The sequence below is a fragment of the Fibrobacter sp. UWH1 genome, from assembly GCF_002210365.1.
Classification (GTDB): domain Bacteria; phylum Fibrobacterota; class Fibrobacteria; order Fibrobacterales; family Fibrobacteraceae; genus Fibrobacter.
The window spans coordinates 1-17326 of sequence record NZ_MWQG01000006.1 but is presented as its reverse complement, the minus strand read 5'-3'; the positions used below and the strand labels follow the sequence as shown (position 1 = coordinate 17326).

General features: G+C 42.3%; 23 protein-coding genes. 10 read left to right on the top strand and 13 right to left on the bottom strand.

Going from position 1 to position 17326, the window contains the following annotated elements; genetic code table 11:
* Positions 1–94: 94 nt before the first annotated feature.
* A complete protein-coding gene (locus tag B7992_RS16535) occupies positions 95–271 on the bottom strand; it encodes a hypothetical protein (protein WP_176421846.1) in 177 nt (58 codons plus the stop codon).
* Positions 272–789: 518 nt separating this feature from the next.
* Between B7992_RS16535 and B7992_RS04095 the strand changes: the two genes are divergently transcribed.
* Complete coding sequence (locus tag B7992_RS04095; protein WP_141100364.1) at positions 790–1896, top strand: hypothetical protein; 1107 nt, start codon at positions 790–792, stop codon at positions 1894–1896.
* A gap of 658 nt (positions 1897–2554) precedes the next feature.
* The gene (locus tag B7992_RS04090; RefSeq protein ID WP_088665631.1) at positions 2555–4114 is read left to right on the top strand and encodes a hypothetical protein; all 1560 of its coding nucleotides are present in this window, start codon (positions 2555–2557) and stop codon (positions 4112–4114) included.
* A gap of 231 nt (positions 4115–4345) precedes the next feature.
* On the opposite strand, the gene B7992_RS04085 is transcribed toward B7992_RS04090, so the two are convergent.
* Positions 4346–4585: a M3 family oligoendopeptidase gene (locus B7992_RS04085; protein ID WP_141100363.1), complete on the bottom strand. Its 240-nt coding sequence runs from the start codon at positions 4583–4585 to the stop codon at positions 4346–4348.
* A 411-nt stretch (positions 4586–4996) separates the two neighbouring features.
* On the opposite strand from B7992_RS04085, the gene B7992_RS04080 reads away from it, so the two are divergent.
* The 4 genes from B7992_RS04080 to B7992_RS04065 all read left to right on the top strand — a co-directional run bounded on the left by B7992_RS04080 (position 4997) and on the right by B7992_RS04065 (position 7583).
* Positions 4997–5689 (top strand): hypothetical protein, encoded by a 693-nt coding sequence (locus B7992_RS04080; protein ID WP_088665629.1) that lies wholly within the window; start codon positions 4997–4999, stop codon positions 5687–5689.
* A gap of 495 nt (positions 5690–6184) precedes the next feature.
* The gene (locus B7992_RS16530; RefSeq protein WP_176421845.1) at positions 6185–6493 is read left to right on the top strand and encodes a hypothetical protein; all 309 of its coding nucleotides are present in this window, start codon (positions 6185–6187) and stop codon (positions 6491–6493) included.
* 489 nt (positions 6494–6982) lie between these two features.
* A complete protein-coding gene (locus B7992_RS04070) occupies positions 6983–7345 on the top strand; it encodes a hypothetical protein (protein WP_088665627.1) in 363 nt (120 codons plus the stop codon).
* Entirely contained in the window at positions 7332–7583 is a 252-nt protein-coding gene (locus B7992_RS04065; RefSeq protein WP_088665626.1) for a hypothetical protein, read from the top strand. Before B7992_RS04070 ends, B7992_RS04065 begins: the two co-directional genes overlap by 14 nt.
* On the opposite strand, the gene B7992_RS04060 is transcribed toward B7992_RS04065, so the two are convergent.
* Entirely contained in the window at positions 7580–8311 is a 732-nt protein-coding gene (locus B7992_RS04060) for a hypothetical protein (RefSeq protein WP_088665625.1), read from the bottom strand. The two genes, B7992_RS04065 and B7992_RS04060, sit on opposite strands and share 4 nt — an antisense overlap.
* 115 nt (positions 8312–8426) lie before the next feature.
* Here B7992_RS04060 and B7992_RS04055 point away from each other — a divergent pair, with 115 nt between their 5' ends.
* Positions 8427–9446 carry a YafY family protein gene (locus B7992_RS04055; protein WP_088665624.1) on the top strand — a complete coding sequence of 340 codons (1020 nt, stop codon included), beginning with the start codon at positions 8427–8429 and terminating at the stop codon, positions 9444–9446.
* On the opposite strand, the gene B7992_RS04050 is transcribed toward B7992_RS04055, so the two are convergent.
* Complete coding sequence (locus tag B7992_RS04050) at positions 9382–9942, bottom strand: hypothetical protein (RefSeq protein WP_141100361.1); 561 nt, start codon at positions 9940–9942, stop codon at positions 9382–9384. The two genes, B7992_RS04055 and B7992_RS04050, sit on opposite strands and share 65 nt — an antisense overlap.
* Before the next feature lie 216 nt (positions 9943–10158).
* On the opposite strand from B7992_RS04050, the gene B7992_RS04040 reads away from it, so the two are divergent.
* Positions 10159–11265: a hypothetical protein gene (locus tag B7992_RS04040; RefSeq protein WP_141100360.1), complete on the top strand. Its 1107-nt coding sequence runs from the start codon at positions 10159–10161 to the stop codon at positions 11263–11265.
* 162 nt (positions 11266–11427) lie between these two features.
* Here B7992_RS04040 and B7992_RS04035 read toward each other — a convergent pair whose 3' ends face one another.
* The 8 genes from B7992_RS04035 to B7992_RS04005 all read right to left on the bottom strand — a co-directional run bounded on the left by B7992_RS04035 (position 11428) and on the right by B7992_RS04005 (position 14468).
* Positions 11428–11715 (bottom strand): helix-turn-helix transcriptional regulator, encoded by a 288-nt coding sequence (locus B7992_RS04035; RefSeq protein ID WP_176421844.1) that lies wholly within the window; start codon positions 11713–11715, stop codon positions 11428–11430.
* 49 nt (positions 11716–11764) lie between these two features.
* Positions 11765–12271 (bottom strand): DUF6169 family protein, encoded by a 507-nt coding sequence (locus B7992_RS17350; RefSeq protein ID WP_369680975.1) that lies wholly within the window; start codon positions 12269–12271, stop codon positions 11765–11767.
* On the bottom strand, positions 12237–12383 hold the full coding sequence (locus B7992_RS16525) for a hypothetical protein (protein ID WP_176421843.1): 147 nt from the start codon (positions 12381–12383) through the stop codon (positions 12237–12239). Before B7992_RS16525 ends, B7992_RS17350 begins: the two co-directional genes overlap by 35 nt.
* Before the next feature lie 65 nt (positions 12384–12448).
* Positions 12449–12661, bottom strand: a complete 213-nt coding sequence (locus tag B7992_RS16915; RefSeq protein WP_217897573.1) for a hypothetical protein — start codon at positions 12659–12661, stop codon at positions 12449–12451.
* A gap of 63 nt (positions 12662–12724) precedes the next feature.
* A complete protein-coding gene (locus B7992_RS16520; RefSeq protein WP_176421842.1) occupies positions 12725–12895 on the bottom strand; it encodes a hypothetical protein in 171 nt (56 codons plus the stop codon).
* 98 nt (positions 12896–12993) lie between these two features.
* Positions 12994–13413 (bottom strand): hypothetical protein, encoded by a 420-nt coding sequence (locus B7992_RS04015; protein WP_141100359.1) that lies wholly within the window; start codon positions 13411–13413, stop codon positions 12994–12996.
* A gap of 421 nt (positions 13414–13834) precedes the next feature.
* Positions 13835–14257 (bottom strand): hypothetical protein, encoded by a 423-nt coding sequence (locus tag B7992_RS04010; protein ID WP_141100358.1) that lies wholly within the window; start codon positions 14255–14257, stop codon positions 13835–13837.
* The gene (locus B7992_RS04005) at positions 14199–14468 is read right to left on the bottom strand and encodes a hypothetical protein (protein WP_088665615.1); all 270 of its coding nucleotides are present in this window, start codon (positions 14466–14468) and stop codon (positions 14199–14201) included. Before B7992_RS04005 ends, B7992_RS04010 begins: the two co-directional genes overlap by 59 nt.
* 176 nt (positions 14469–14644) lie before the next feature.
* Between B7992_RS04005 and B7992_RS04000 the strand changes: the two genes are divergently transcribed.
* On the top strand, positions 14645–15094 hold the full coding sequence (locus B7992_RS04000) for a hypothetical protein (protein ID WP_088665614.1): 450 nt from the start codon (positions 14645–14647) through the stop codon (positions 15092–15094).
* A 3-nt stretch (positions 15095–15097) separates the two neighbouring features.
* Positions 15098–16234, top strand: a complete 1137-nt coding sequence (locus B7992_RS03995) for a hypothetical protein (RefSeq protein ID WP_217897572.1) — start codon at positions 15098–15100, stop codon at positions 16232–16234.
* A 264-nt stretch (positions 16235–16498) separates the two neighbouring features.
* Here the strand turns inward: B7992_RS03995 and B7992_RS03990 are convergent, their stop codons facing one another.
* Positions 16499–17167 carry a PIN domain-containing protein gene (locus tag B7992_RS03990; RefSeq protein WP_088665613.1) on the bottom strand — a complete coding sequence of 223 codons (669 nt, stop codon included), beginning with the start codon at positions 17165–17167 and terminating at the stop codon, positions 16499–16501.
* Positions 17168–17326 lie beyond the last annotated feature (159 nt).

The following is a 17326-nucleotide window of genomic DNA, read 5'->3' as shown; positions in this document are numbered from 1 at the left end:
TTTCATTTTCAACCTCACCGGTTGTCTGCGTTACGCGGTTGCAGGATAAATGTTTTTTTGGGGGGCCTGCGTATTGGAGTCCCCTTCAAAAAGACTAGGTATCACTAGACACCATGTCAGACATGTAAAGCCACCTGGTCCTGTCCACATGAACTTCACGAAGTTTACGTCTAATCCATCCGCTAAATCCCTTAGGTTCTGTAACCTGAAGGAATTCAACAACGGGTATTAACTCCGGTGTAATACTCACAGAGATGATTCTGCGCTTCACCCCATTAGTTTTATCCCCGGACGAATGTTCTATGCATTCATTTGCCATGCAACTCCTTACTTGTAGTGACATGTATTACCAATGAGTCAAGATAAATGGGGGACATGTCGTACCCCCAAAAGAGTGAATCAAGAACAGGCCTACATTGAAAAGCTTGCTCCTGAGACTCCATCGAGCCCCGTTAACCGCCGGACTATTCCAGTCGTTTCAGTGAAGGAAACTTGACATTTCATTTACCGATGCCTCCTACATGAAGGAAGGGTGCTGAAAGTCCTTTGTAATTACGGGATTAGGAGGTCTCTTGTCATTTTTTTTGAAAAAAAGGGGATTTTGGAGCCGAAACGAGATGTTCGCATGAAATCCTGCATCCTATATCAGCTCGAACTATAAAGCATTTTATTGAATTTCTAATATTCTAATAACTGCTTTTATAGAAATTAGATGAAATGTTTCATTTATTTTTATAGATTGATGTTTAAGTTTAACAAGGATATATGCGAATAAAAGGAGCAGGTATAATGGATTGCGCTAGAATTACAAGAAGCAAGTTCGAAACGTTCGCCCGCGAAATTGGCTATCCTTTAAGTGACCTTCCTGCCGTAGCTGATGAAGCGAACAACGACCTGCTGGTCGTGACCGAGTGTGAAATCAAGTCAATGCATTTCAGAATGTTTGGGTACAAAGTCGATGTTCCTGACCCAAAGATTATAGTTCACTCCTTTTTGCCTCCATCGATTTTTAGTACCGGACTATACGAAACTGATGACAAGTCACTGATGATATCGGTGGGTATGCTTCATATGCTAATCCAAGAGATTCGGCCAAACAGGGTTATATTTATCGGTAGTCAACCGCTGTTTTTATACGAAAAACATCTGCCGGCTTATCTTCAATCTCCCTTATTCAAGAAGATATCAAGCAAGTTTGACTGTTTACTAGGTAATTCATATGACAAGAGGTTTTATTGCATAAGCGAATCTAGTGTCATGTTTCAAAAACCGGAAGACTCAAAAGTCATACAGGCGGAAAATATCATTCCAGATAAAGTGAACCTTATGCTAGTAAAGAACGAAACAATCCATGGACAGCGTAAGTTCAGGCTTCTGTCAGAGGCATTCGGTGAAGCAATTCAGAACATGAGTGTCGATGGAATTATTACCATAGCAAAGGCTTTCCAGAAAGAAGTAGCCCATATGGACTCCCTTAGAAAGGGAAAATGCGGTACTGGTCATCACCTCATGAAGTCTACTGCGCATGCCATGGAGAATTGTCGTAAGGCTAGGGAAGGTAAACTCGTCAAGGCTGTAATCCGCAAGTTACAAGCCTATGCCAATGATTGCGTGAATATCAAAAATGAACTTCAGGGGAAGTGGGCTTATTCCCAAACGCTTGGAGTGTCCTTCTTTGCTAATAAATACAAAGAAGTGGAAGACATAACTGAACAAGCAAAGTATTATCTTGATGGAGTCTTGCGAAATCTTGACAATGTTAAGGACGCATCTGCCATGGAGGCCATTCAAACATCCGGCAAGAATATATTGGACTCCATTACCGACTGTAATGGAAAAATAATCATGGAAGCCGAACATCACGGCATTAACTTGTTTGAGCTATTATTCTATTAATAGCTATGTTCAGGGCAAACAGAAGTCCCATAAAAAGTGAAACTTTTGGTTGCCACTTTAATCAACGTGTGCTATAATAGTGGTATGAGCAATTCCGCCATTCAACAAAAAAAACACAGCGAAAAAAAATTACGAAAAGCGCTGACACTTACAAGGTCCTTTGCTATAATAGTAATATGAGCAAGCCGACATCAACATAAATTAACATAAGCAGTTGCTCTTATAGTGCGTATCTTGTCCTGAATGGGATTGCACTATTCATCCTCCACGTATTTCGGTCCCTCATTAAGACCTGTATAATCAGGCCTATTGCCAAGATTATATCCAACCATCGTTGAATTTGCTGATGAGTCCTAGCGAACCGTTTTCGCCTGTACTCTGAACAATCTGATGCTCCTTACCGGTGTCAGCCATTCTGAACATATCCTTTCCTGAGGTAAGGGCGGGAAAAAATGCAAACGAAAGCGACTGAATTGCATTCGTTTAACATAGTTCATTTGAGGAATTGTGCGACAGTTATGATATTTAACATATAAACTATATGTAGAAGAAGTAGGTTGGCCGCCTTCACTGTCATTTGTTCCGTTTTTTTAGAAACGGTCCCTTGCCGCGGCCAACATTTTTGCAGGGGACCGTTTTCTTATGTAACAGGATTTAGATGAATGACTTATTTACAATAACTACTGCTGCGCCCTGTCCTTGGCCAATCTGGGATATGCCGGTTGCATCTCCGGATACAGAGCGTATTCTTTGCCTGTTTAATCTTTTCGTGGAAGAATACATTCCGCAAAACAAGAATTCGTGGAATTGCCAATTAAAATGCATTACCAACGAATGCTGCAATAAGTTTCCAATTGGAAAGGATAAGTGTAGGGTGTTATTCAAGTGCAATGGTGAAAAGGGAATGCGTAAAAAGGCTATAGGGTGGAATGATGAACGTTTGCGTGAGATTCATGTACCCATCGGGACAAGAACCATCATTCTAAGCAAATGTGGAACTTTTCTGAACGAAAAACAAGTGCAAGTATTAATGGTAATAATAGGCCTAATAGGCAACCTGAATGCAGAAGAACTAGAAGCCGGGCGCGGTAAAAGATTATCCTCAAAAGTTCTTGAACGACTTTGCGTTGGCATTATGCCATACAAGAAGGCCATTGATATTCTCCTAGACGAGGGCCTTATCATCGTTAGAAATGATTACAGCGTAGCAAAACACCTATGCAGGGAGTATAGCTTAGCCCCGTTTCTTGCCAAGAGAGGCAAAAGGCTAATCCAGCTAGACCACATTAAGCCTAATGGCTATCATCTTTGGCCAAGAAAGGTTCAAAAGGATAATGAGCTAGTATCTTATCTTCTTTGGAGCTATGAGTCTGTTCTTCTGCCCTCAATTGAGGAAGTTACCAATAGGGCTAAAGAACTGTCCGATTCCGGCTATATCCGAAATGGGCGTCAATTAGTGTATAATCCTTCCGATGATGAGTATGATGAGAAAAATGTCACCAAGGGTTCTTTTAATGAAGATATTGAGGAATACAAGAAATTATTGAAATATGGACTTATTCGCCCGCATCGGACGGTTAACTGTCCGCGAGTCTTTGATAGCTTTAATGGCCTGCGCAAATGGATTAGGCAGCTGATTACCATCGATAATGATGAAATTGCTGAATTGGATTTTACGGCATTACATCCCAATTTGATGTTTTTGGCTTTGCTTCCGTTCATCCCCTACTGGGAACGGGACTATTTTCTGCAACATCTTTCTGGAGACGTACATGGTAATCTTGCCGTGCAACTTCATTCCCTTGGTTTTGACCTCAATATTGATAAGGTTGCTTTACGGGATAAGGTGAAGCAAGAACACCTTGCGTACTTCAACGATAGAATTAGCCATATTGCGCATTATAAGGTTGATGCAATTTATGGAAGGAAGATGCCCAGGTTCATGAAATTAGTTAGGCAAACCAAAGTGTTAAATAATCTAAGCTACAAGAATACATCAGATATACTTATCTCAATGGAGGTTGCGCTGATGACAAATATTTGCCGGGAACTGCGCTATGCAGGAATTAGGGGACTATACGTCTTCGATGCTCTCTATGTGCCACAAAGCAAGAAAAATGCGGCAATCAACATAATGAATGATGTAGCTGCCAGAATTCACCTAACGACCAAGGTGAATTTTCCAAAATTTACCACCTACGTGGAACAGACAAAATGATAAGAAGATAGAGGGAGATAGGAGGAGGGGGAGGGAGGATATACAGCATAATGTTCTTTTTTAGGGGGGGGGGAGACCCCAATTTCCTATATTATACACATCAACGGGTTAGCGAGCCGAAAGCAAACGAATCCGCTGGTTAATTTCTACTAATGAGTAGAGGAAGTCCTCCAGCATTTTTAAGCACAGAGGGGACATATAAAAGGGTGGTGCAGAAATGCACCACCTTTTTTATTTCACTTTCTTAATTTCTTCTTTTACGACATCCAGAACATTCTCCATGAATCGATTCACTTTCTGTAGGTCTTCCAGGGCACAGTTGGCATATCTTAACTCCCTCTTGACGTTCTCCATATCCTGCAGGGTTTCTATGTGTTCCTTAAGGAATTCCATGGTCTTTTTATACGTGTTGACCCGGGTCCGGTAGTATTTTAGGTCATTTTTTAGTTCTTCGCTGCTAGGCTTTTTCACACTATCCACCATTAGATTGTTATCTAAAATATTTCTCTAACGAATATGGGGAAACCGAATAATATAATTCAAGCAGAACGTAAATTGCGAACCTTTTGTAATTAATGCGACTATTGTTACAGAATCGTTTCTTTTTATAACTAAATAGAACGAATCAAATTAGTTCTGGATTACTCCATGAGCGATTTCTGATAGGTCTTTCTTAATACATTCGAAGTCACAATTCAGGTCAATGTTCTTTAGAAGGCTCTCAATGTAGAGCGTTTCAGCTACGACAATGTAAGTTTTGACTATATCGCGAAGACTTTCCTTGAAACTGCAGAGCTACGCCGATTTGACCTCTCGCTTAACTTTCGGGCACCAGACCAGCATAAGTCCAGCGAATACGTACAGGTGCTATCCCGTTGTCGTGTGAATCGGCAGAAAGCCCATCCGTATGAGGAAGGATCCGTAGCGTGGGGCAAGGAAAAGTCTCCTTACCGATTAATCGTATATGACAAGGAAAAGGAACAACACGATTACTATAACCGTAAGGAACCTGGCGGAAGATGTACATATTTTGAAGACGCCGAAGGCAATACCTACGAACGGCAGAATGAAGAATTAACTTTGAAGGAACGGACGATAGACCATAATATCGAGAAGAAGGATTTCTACGAACAGAACAAAGACAAGTTCAAGAACATCTTCCGATTTGAAGTCCAGTATCGTACCAAGTTCATGCAGGAGAATAATCTTATGACAACAGGCGTTGATAACATTGACAAGGTGATCAGGCTCGGTGTAGTCTATTGGCGAGACCTGCTTAACAGAATGGATGAACAGCTAGGCCGCGAAAACTTCAATACTACCGAGGAAAAGGATGGCTTTGCCCATGTCCTTGACCGACTGACTGCGATGAAGTCTAGCGCAACAATTAGCCGTACCGTGTACAACAATATGTTCTGCTTCCTTATGCAGTGTGCCTATGGCAAATGGGAATCTGTTCGTGATGAAATGGGAAAAGATTTGTTCTCTAGAAAATATCGCTGGGTCAAGGAAAATCTCAATTACGACATTAAGGTAGCACAGCCCAAGGAATCTTCTATAATGCGGATTATGTAAACTAAATAATCTAAAATAAAATTGTAGCGATGCGACAATTGTCTCCGTGCAAACCACATGTCCAACCATGCGAAGAATTTGTCCAACGAGACGGACGATTCGCAGGATCAGACAGAGCCTTAAAAGATTCTAACAGATTCTCCAAGGACCTCCCAGAGATTCCCGCAGATATCCCGCAGAGTCCTCCTGGGTGCATTAGACCTAGTGCCTTGTAATTGCCGTTTTTTGCTCCGTTTTAGGCAATTTTCATATTGAGGCTGGACGTTCCGCTTGTTTTTCTCGGATCTCCCGCTGACCTTCTTCTAGCCTCTTTCTGGCTCGATTTGGCCGCCTCCATACCGCACGCCTGCTCCTTCTTCGGCGTGGACAGGTCCTTGCAACGCCCTGGACAAACCGGGTGTAAGCAAATACATAGCAACCTGATTTTCAATCAAAGCAAAGCGTTGCCGCCACCCGCAAAGCGTTGCCGCCCGTCCGTCCGAAGCCATCACGAAGATGGCTTCTCACGTCTCCGGGGCCAGCCGAGCCGTGCGCACCGCTGTGCCACAGTTTGACCAAGTTTTTGCCATTTTTTGCCCAAATTTGAGCAAAATCTGCCTTAACATTGTAAAACATTTTGATACAGCATGGGCAATGCCTGTGACAATTTGTGGCAGATTTGTGGCAACGGACTGGCACACGGTGCGGTCGGTCGTGACGCTTCGCTGGTCGGGCCGCTGCACCTTTTTGGCGATTTTCGGGCAAAATGGCGGTTTTTTGCGAAATCGTGCGAATTTCGTTGAATGCGGTTTTGCCATGGCTTGAATGTTGGTGTGCGAAGGGATACATTTGCGAAGATTTGTCCAGCCAGACACTGCTCGCAAAGTCAAGAAAATCTTGATAGAACTACCAAAGATTCCGAAGGTTCTTAAACGTTAAAAACTTTCCACACATAGGTCGCAGCTGTCTTAAATGTTGCGAAATTTCTGTAATTTAACAAATTTGACAACATTCCCTGCGCTGCCAACTTACGCCAACGTGCGACACTCTGGCACGCGCTTTTGATGACGCCCCTGTCCAAAATGGGCAAAATTATGCCTGTTGGACAAGCTTTTGCACATGTGGACACTACAAGTGTACCATGATATAGTGCAATGGGTAACATCATTTTTAGGGATTGACAAATTTGTGAAATTTAGGCGTTTTTCGCAAGAATTCACCTTGCGTAAATCGGGATTTTTCCCGTTTTCCGCACAACAACACCCGAATTCCGGTAAATAAATTCCCGGATTTCGGGATGTTTTAGGAGCAATTATGCAAAGAAGCGACCCTAAATGCCGCTGCGAAAAGAAAATCGCAAGCAAGGCATCTGCCATTTGCCGACTTTATAATCAAATACAGGTTAAATATCTGAACGTTCTTGATGCAGATGCATCCGTTGAGTCAATCCGGTGCAATATGCCGCTGGAAAACTTCACTAAAGGTAACTACACCTCAGATTTCTATTGCAAGAAAAGCGACGACACCTTCATGGTACGTGAATGTGTTGAACGCAAATTCTTGACTAAGCCTATGACGGTGTCTCTGCTGGACGCATCACGGGAATACTGGAATGCCCGAGGAATTACTGACTGGGGCCTAGTCATTGATAAGGAGGCTAGCAATGAAGCTCAATAGTCTTGTTAGAATGAACAAAGACTTTTTCCGTGTTCTTAGCACAGAAGGAAACGAACTTTTGGTTATTAACTGCAATGGGCGAGGCTCCCCTGTCTTCCTGTCTTATACTCTTCTGAAAGGCCTCCCCACGGCATCCGAGTGCGAAATGCAGGAGTACTATGACGTCGATTTTAAGGAAAAACTCACCGCCAGTAAAGAACGAGAGTGCAACGAACTTTTCCCGTTTGGTAGTTGCTAATCAGCTTTCTTATACCACAGGTGAACAATGGCGGGGCAGCCGTCTTCCTCCATGTCATTGAAGTTGGCGACAATGGAATTGATCCCCTCCGGAATAGCGTTTATAAGCCGTTGCATTCGGTCCATGGTGAATTCGGAGTCTTGTTCCACCTGCAAGACACAGGCCTCTATTTCATCCTTGGCCATGTCAATCCAGTTAGCCGCAAACATGCGTTCAAACTTCAGCTCTTCCCCATCACCAAAGATTTCCATGAAATCTTCGTAGGACGTACGGGATACACCTGGATCCTTCAGCAGGTAAACCAAGCTGGCAATGACATAATACTTGCGCGAAGCACTTGCGTCCATTGACAACACCGTAAAGAAGTCGCAATGGCCTTTAGGCAAGTCGGTCCATTTGGGCAAACCGTTGTCCGGGCGATTTTCGGAACGAAGCATAATCACCCCCATGTCCCAACCGGAATTCTTTGCGCACTTGTAGAACACAGGGATAATGGAGCCGACTGCTGGGCCATCCACTCTAGTGACGAGCAAAAGCAACTTGTGGTCCACCCTCGTCGAGAAATCATCCAACTTGAAGCACTCCGCAATATGCCCACGATATTCGCTGCAGCCAAAAACCATGAAATCCAGCTGGGGAAATGCAGCCTCGTCCAACGCACTCTGGGCTCTTTCCACAATCTTGGCCCCATCATCTTCAAAACCCACAACTCTTACATAAGTTCCCATAATATTTTCCTTTTGTTGCGGCCCAACGTGCCATTTTAACAATTAAAACGTAGATTAACGATACGACAACCATTGTCGCATAGAATTCAAGGCAAACCAACCGAGAGATACCCGCATGGCTGAATACACGAAGAGCGAAAGGCAAATCCAGATTCTTGTCCACCTGCTGAACAAACCAAAGCAGAGCTTTTCACTGACGCAAATTATGCAGGCGCTTTCCTACCCCGAGGCGGACCGAAGGAACATCCAGCGAGACATCAACAGCCTCCTGAGTTTACCCGGGCATCTTGTGGAATGCCAGGGAAACGGTCCCCATAAGGTCTACAAGTCCGGCATCAAAGCCATGCACAACCTTGAACTACCCAACTTCGAAGATACCATGCGGCAGCTGGTTTTCCTGAAGCGCATCACCTACATATACCCCGGTACTGCCGCCCTCATCGAGGATCTTATCGAAAGAATCCTTCAAAGTATAACCATGGAGCAAAAGGACAAGCTGAAGGAAGTCTATGACGCTATCAATTCCAAGGTCCTTTTCATGGGTACGCAGCCCGACCTTGACGAAACGGCCAACCAGAAACTGAATATCATTCTGAAGGCAATCCGTACCCGGCACGAAATACACACACTCTACACCCCGACCTGGGACGAAGAAAAGGAATCCGACAGGATCCCTTTGATGATAGTTCTGTTCCAGAACGAAATCTACGTTGCCTGCGCACGCCATGGGAATCCCGAGGCTGTCTACGTCATAAAACTGAACCGAATCAAGTCCGTAGAAATCAGCCCAAAGACTTTTGTGGAAAATAGCGTCTCCCTGAACGCAGTTCGCACAAGAGTTCGGGACCTGTCTTTGCTAGACAATGGCCAGGGAGCGGAAAAAGTGGTCCTGACCATCCCTAAGGAGTACCGCCCCTACATCGAGGAGCGCCCCTTCCATCCATCCTTGAAGATTAAGGAAAAAAAGAGCCACCTTCAGATTACAATGAACGTGAAGGTGACTCCCCAACTGGTACAGTGGCTGTTGTTCCACACACCGAACTACATCACTGTTGTCGAACCAGCCCACCTTAGGGAAGAACTTCTTGCCCTAGGTCAGGAACTGGTGGAGAAATACCGCCATCCCTCCAGATAGTCTTGTACTTGTCAAAAGGGAAAGTCCCCATGCCCATGGTTTGCGTGCGGTAAAATGAAATATTTATCTGGTGACGATACCGTTCCAGGAATTCGGGAAAATTTGAACTCTGACTTTCGGCAATCAATTTATCCAAGAATTCGTTCAAAGCCACATGTTCTAAGCCACGCGTGCCATAGTACAGCAGCGTTAACGTAGGCAGAACACTCTGAGGATAGTTGGCACAAATCAGGTAGCCCACCTTGTGGTATATCTCAGGATTCAGGCTCCAATTCCATAAGGTTCGGTACACATGCTGAATTTTTCTCCACAGATAATCCGGATGGCATCCCTCCCCTATTTCCTTTTGAAAGTATTTGAAAGAGAATTCGTCGTCGGTGCAGCACAACGGTTTCCGGGATACAATATCCATAATCAAGGACATTCTACTCTCCGGTTCCACCGATTCATTAGAAAGGAAATACCAGAGGGTATCATCGTTGAGGGAATTCTCCATCAACCGCCATTCCTCTATATGTTTGCTAAAGAGGGATTTTATCATCGCAAGCCTCATTTACCTTGATTTCTTTGATACCAAAAGTAAAACGGCTATGCGACAAATTTAGTCGTGTAGAAAAAAAAACGGTTTCATGCAAAACTGATTTTTCAATAAAATAATGTTAAATTACAAACTAGAGGTCTTTTTGTAGGAATCGTTTGTTGAGGTTTAAAGATGGAACTTGAATATTGGAATAAATTTATCAATCGAGCAAAAAATCTTTTTGGAGACAACCAGCCACATATTCTCCCCTATATTGGAGATAATTATAACCAAGTACCAATAAAAGTTCTTTCTTTAGGAGAATCTCACTATGGAAAAAATGCAGCAATAGATTGTAGTAACACAATTGATGTCTTTTTAAATTCATATCAATGTCATAACGAAAAAAAAGTAGCTTCTTTTTCAGAACGAGCAAAAGATATTGGCGTTGCAAGATTCTGCAATTGCTACAGAAAAGTTGCATCTATGATTTCTGGCGAAATCCCTAAAAAGGCCGACTATATTTGGGATAATTTGTGTTTTTACAATTATTTCACGAAATTTGTTGGAAAAACATTTGACGAATTCAAATTACCACAAGACAAGAATTGTACCGAGGAGAAGAACGATCTTTTTGAAATCATTTTGCCCCAAATTAATCCAGATATTGTTATCGTATGGGGAAAACGGTTAAGAAATCATCTTCCAAAACCAGATGGAATTATAGAGAATAATATCTTGCTGGATTTAGGATGTTTTAAATACCAAAAATATCCAAATACAGTCTTTTATCCTATAACGCATCCTTCAGCTTTTAGAAATAATGGATGGGATTCATATAAAGAATGTTGTAGATGGAAGGAACTGAAAAGTGTTTATCCAAAACTAGAAACCTTGGCAAGGCGTCATCCGGCACATAAAATTGTGCAAGACATCCATAATACAATAAAAAAAAGAGGAATGGGATTTGGCCAGAGCTATAGCGAGAAATCATGCGATTTTTATTTAAACCCCATAGAACATGGAAAACAAAATCCAAACTCTCCTAGGTTGCCACATTTAGAAATAATCTTTGATGAAAAACTAAATGCGAAAATTCGTTTCTATACTCAAAGATACGATGTTACCATAGCAAAGGAAATTCTAGCACATCCAATATGGAATGTTGACGTCAACGAGATTAACAAAGATGAAAATGGAAAAGTAACACTAAGAGAAATTTCATCTAACGAAAACTATATGGAAGTTTTGGAAAAATACCTAAATAGAATGCTTCTTTTTAGGAAAGAAAATACATAGGAAAAGAGAAATTGCTATTCAGGAAAGCTGGCAAATGCAAAAGTGCGACATAAAACCGCACTTTTTTTAATTTCTCTCACCAGTGGTGAAATTTTTACAAAGACTTGATCTCTTCTTCGGAAAGGACGGAATGTCCTTGAAAGTTATGTAGTCGCTCCTTGTTTAAAAGTTGAAAAACAAGGCGGGATCGCAGCCGAAAACATCGCCGAGCGCCACTGCCATTTTTCGAGAAACAGAGCGTCTGCCATTCTCTAGATCAGAAACATAATGCGACGACTTGCCAAGTTTTTCGGCCAAAGCCGCCTGGGACCATCCTCGCATATCTCTGCTCGCAAAAATCATTTCGCCGGGAGTAGATTCTGCAAAGCGATTTTTGAATAAATCCGTTTCTTCCCAGGAAGTAGACTCTTCGTTCTTGATTTCAAAATTTTCATCACTTTCTTTAGCCATATAGCCTCCATTATTTAAACCGTTTCTAACACGAACCATTTTGTTAATGTCAACAAAATGATTCCTTGATGTAGTTCGACATCACTTGCATCACAAAGTCCTTGTTTACAAAATCCTTGGGAAACATAAGGTATGTTATGATGTTGATTGAGTCAACAACCATGCCAGGCAACGCTTCCATATCACAAATCTCTTGCCCAAACCGAATATACCAGTTTTTATAAAAAAGACGTTCACGTACCTTTTCTCGCCCATCACTTGAGTCAAGGACCATAAAAAGGACTATGCCAACATTTTTTGAGAAGAAATCTTGAAGTATAAGAAATATTGTATTCCTTGTTTTATCATCAGAATCATTATTTCTTCGGGAGGGATCATACCAAGGATTTTCAATAGACAGCGAATACAGCGTTATTCCGGAAAAACATTCCGAAAACTGACTTGAACAGTCAATGAATAGAATAGATACTCTATTCCCTGTATCTGTAATGAAGAAATATTCGAATCCTTCAGATTGCCAGTTATAATGGCTTAACGAGCTTAACTTCGGGGTCATCAAAACCCCTTAGAGAGCCGTTCTTTTTGAGGTACGCAGAAACAACCTTCTTGTCCCGCAATATCTTGCGGAAGGCGTCTGCTGCAGACGAACGTTTTTTCTTGTTGTTCATATCTTCCATTTTTGGACCTCACGGTTAAATATAACAAAGTGGAACCGAGATTCAAGTTCATAAAATCAACCTATATCAATACAACATGTGAGAATGAGCCTCTCATTTGGCAAAACGAAGCTTTTTCCACCAACCTGGCCCACAACGAAATGAGTTTCATTTGCCTTTTCTGCCAACTTCGCTTTGTCAACAGATTTTTCAAAATTACGCCACTCCTTGTATTCCAGCGCACTTTGCAGCTCGCGAGCATACCAGAACTCGCAACCGCTTGATTCCATCAAAAGTCTGCCCGGAATAAGCGGATATTTCTTTTTGAGTCATACAGCCTCCATTTTTATTGTTTATCCTCTAGGATATCGTAATTTTGCACCGCATTTAGGACAGCGTAAAATCAGATTCTTTAAACGTTCAATCTCCGCGTCTTTTTCCTTCATCCTTCGATCAATTTCATCAACAGGATTTTTGTTTCCGAAAAATTCTCCAAATATATCACCGAAAGGATTATTTTCCATAAAAAGTCTCCATTTAAAAAAGTGAAACATCATTTTGCCGATGTCGGCAAAATGATATTTAAATAGAGCTACGGTTTACAACACTTGTTGTGAATTATTCAGTATTCTTCAACTTCGGAATCGCCAGGATCTGATTCATCCCTCATATCCCGGTATTTCTGACCGGCATTTTCATCGTGAAAATACTCGTTCAAAACGGAATCGGTACATTCAACGCACAAGTTTTCGTAGGCAACATCTTCTCTATCTGAAATTTTAAGGAAATCATTAGAAGAAAGACCTACTAAATAATATATGCGATCTACTCCGGGTTTTAGGATTTTCAGGCACCTGCCGCAACGGCATTTAGAAACCGATTCTACAGCCTCGTATTCGTTTCCGTCACAATAATTGACACCGTTTTTCAACGATTTTATTAGTGTAATCGCAGTTTTTTTAGACAATTCATTTGCATCGTACAATTTAAAGACTGTGTTAACGACGCTATTCATTGCCTCGCCTATTTGATGACAGCTCATTTGAGCCTCCTGTAATTTATTAATGGCGCTAGGCCAAAATAGTTGAACATGACTAAAACGGGTGGTTTAAGTCATTTGACATATACAACATTGCCAAAGCAAAAAACTTGCTTTGAGCCTATCATTTTATTTGGGGATGCTCCAGTTCTTGTTGTTGGCGAGGGTATTCCTCGGCGTTACTTGCCAGCCTTACGGCGGATCTCGAGCAGGTCGTGTTCCTGCCAGCTATCCAACAGCATCAACGAGAAGGTTGATGAGCCCTGCCGCGAATGCACGTACGGACTTTTGCAAGTCTATGTCGACTGTCGCAGGGAGTGATGAATTACAGAATGAAATATATGCAATTATTAATGGATTTTCAAGCGTTTGAATTTTCGAAATTTAACATCCTCGACGACATTCGGAACAGGGAATAAAAGAACTATTCCTTGCACCCGGCCTTGGCCTTCTTGTAAAGGCCCTGGAGCTTGACCTCGAGCTTATCCTGATTTTTATGAATATCGTATCCGAAATGCTCTCTATCGTAAATCACGCCAAGTTCATCCTTGGCGACACATTCGGATTTTTCCATAAAGCACTCGTAGGATTCCCCATTCTTTTTCTGGTGCTTATAATAGAAAAGAGTTCCGTTCTTTTTAGGAACAAAAACCTGGTATTCGCCCTCGGACCTGAAGTACACGGAGTCGCCATAGGTTTCGTATTTGACGTTACCACCCCCGAGCATGGCAACCATTCCACTACCGGGCTCAACTCTAGCACGATCAAGACTCATGACAGTTGTCTTTTTACAGCCGGCAAAGGCAAAGACCGCCGACAAAACCATTAGAAACAGAACCTTTTTCATGGCATTCTCCTTGTTTGTAGAGAAAAATACCTCTTATTTTTGACACTTTAGTGACAAAATTGGAAAAACCGTAAAAGCCAATTTCAAGTTCTGAATCGGACTTCAAGATTTCGGTATAGTGGCTCCAGCTCAATTTTCCAGACACTGTCTGGAATTTTGGAAATCGTACATAAAATTCAGCGCGGCTCACGCCAACAACCTTTTTTACCATAATAATTTCCTATGTCGTGATTCTGCAAAACCACAACGGCAAAGAACATCATTTTCCCCACGCCGGGAAGATGATCGATAGCATACTTTTGATTATGAAGATGTCACACTTCCTAAAAAAAATAACGCTTATATTGACAATAATGTATATTCATTGAAAAATAAGGAGATTACATTATGGGTTTTTTACGAGGACTTGCTAGAGCTATTATTTGCACTACAGTTCCGGGCGCAAGAGTCGCCATCGTTGCAAAGAACGTCGTTGAGGAAGGAAGTGTTGGTAGCGGGCTCAAACGCACTGTTAAAGAAAGTATAGAAGATAATCCCATTACAGGCACCATATACAACGCTGGTAAAAAGGAAGGCCACGTCAATGGCAAAAAGGAAGGCTATAAAGAGGCCTCCGTAGAGTATGCCCAAAAACTGCATAATCAAGCCAAGATGTTCCTGGAGCAGAAAGAGGCGATGGAAAAAGATCTCGAAGGACTCAAAAAACTCATCATTGAATACAGTTGCCTCATCAAGAGTCTCGAGGAAAAGGCCAATCGTACAGAAAAAGAAAATGAGGCATTGATCAAGCTAAATAGCGAGCTAGAGGCTTTGCTAAACATTCAAAATGCAGCCTAGCATATGAAAACGCGACAAGAACTCGATGCGGAATTCGAAAGACTGTGCAAGCATAGCGATGCCTGTCTTCAAAACATGGGCAAATTGGCTGACGAAAGCGGACGTGTGGCAAAAGTCGCCGACAATGCCGAAAAGATTCTGGACGACCTTGACGACCAATTCGAAGAGGCCACTGGGCTTAACAAGACGGATTTCGCTTTCTTGTTTTTTGCTGTAGCCCTACAAGTATTGCGCCAATACCTTATGACTAGCTTCCCGGAGCGTCCCGACGACCAGACATCATCCAAGGAAACTCCAAAGCCTTTCGGTGATGAAAAATCCAACCGTCATCACAGGCTATACAATCCTTCGTTGGAAGAAATATGCTCCAACCCTGTTCCTTTCGATGCGAACATCAATGCCAACGGAAACCTGGCCGGCGGAGGAAGCTTTGGCCACAGAGGAACAACCCTGGGGCATGACGGAGTCATTGGCATCGTCGTGGGTACCGCAAACATTGCCACATCGACCCTGACAAACTACAAGTGGGAATCATTCCATATCCAGACCAACGGCCGCGGCAGAGATTTCTTTAGCCAGCGTGCAGATACAGGGCTGGTGTTCAAGCATTTCTTTAGGAACTTCTACGACAAAGGCTCTGACGGCTATCTTATTGTAGCGGCTTCCTTGATAAAAGAAATTATCCACCTGCAATCCGACATCAACTCAAAGGCAAGCCTGCCGATACCGGGAATAATGGCATTCAGCCCCCAAATGGCCTCCAACCTTGCCAAGATTGGTCTGGACATGTCGAACATCGCCAATATCGGCAAGCAGGCTGCAATGGCATGCGCAATCAATACACTCATAGCCATGCTTCACGGCCTCACCTACCTCGACAAGCAAGGCTTGGACCGTAAGCTAGGCGAAGTAAAGACCCGTAAGATACTCATGTGGTCCAACATCATCGCAAGCGCCTCGAATGTCGTTGCTGCATTGGTGACAGAGAATCCAAAGATATTGGATGTCGGGGGCATTATCGTAACCCTGGCAAGAATCTACAGCGACATCGATTTCATTTACAAGGTCAAGGAAGAATTCATCTTCGGGAATTTCAAGAACATGATTCGCGGAGAGGAATTGGATTTGCTGCCTATTTAATTTTTTTTATCAAAAAGCTGTTCTACAGTACCATTTATTTTTGACACTTTAGTGACAAAATTGGAAAAACATTAGTCGCCTTGGGTGCGACATCTGAGGCATTTGACAGGACCCACGCACCATTGCATGCGTTATCGCCAAGATGGTAAATCTTGGTTGCATGGGCATTGACGCAGACGAGAATATCGTTTACAAAGAAGAGAAACTGTGGGATCGGGGGTAGACCATTTTCTCCACGCTGGGAAAATGGTTGTATGACTTTATTTAGAGTTTGTAGCTGATCTTTCCCGTATCGGAAATGACAAGCATTTTTTGCGATTCAAGATTCTTAAGAAGAGCTTCAACTTGCTTCTTCTTGATGCAGCCCTTGGGTTTTGCAAGATTTTGAACTGATTTTATAAAAGTATCAACAGAACTGGGACGATTATTTGAACTTTTTTTAAGCCACTTGATGATGTTTTCAATAGAAAGAATCATGTCTACTTTTGTTGTAGCCTCTGGCGTTGTTTGTGGCTTTGGCTCAGTCTTCTTTTCGGGTGTTTTTGCTTTAGTTGCAACCTTCTTCGGGGAGCCTATTTTTTCTATGGACTCTACTCGGCTGCAACTTTTCTTGCCGAATTCCTTACGGATATTTTCGATTAGAGGGTCGTATCCAGTATCCTTAGAAACGATAATGCATTCTGCGTTCTTGTCATTACTAAAGATGCGACCTAGCTCATAAGCAATATGAAAATCCAGGGCATTTTTGCCATTACCAGAAATTTGAATCAATCGGCCAAGACCTGCTGCATCCTGAATTCCAAGAACAAGTTCTGTAGGAATCTTATTTTGAGACTCTCCAAGAAAAACCTTTAAGCGAATATCTTTGGAAAGCAAGTCTTTGTAATTGCTTTCATGAACATTTTCAAAATCAACAAGAATATACTTAGACATGATTCTTCACCAATTCAATTTCCGGCAGTATAATTGGACAGAGGTCTTCTCGTTCTTTATTATGCCAAGCCACTACATAACGGATTCGTACATTTTTTACAGAAGGCGATTTCTAATCGCTAACGCATAATGTTGAACTTTTTCAAAAGATACTCATTT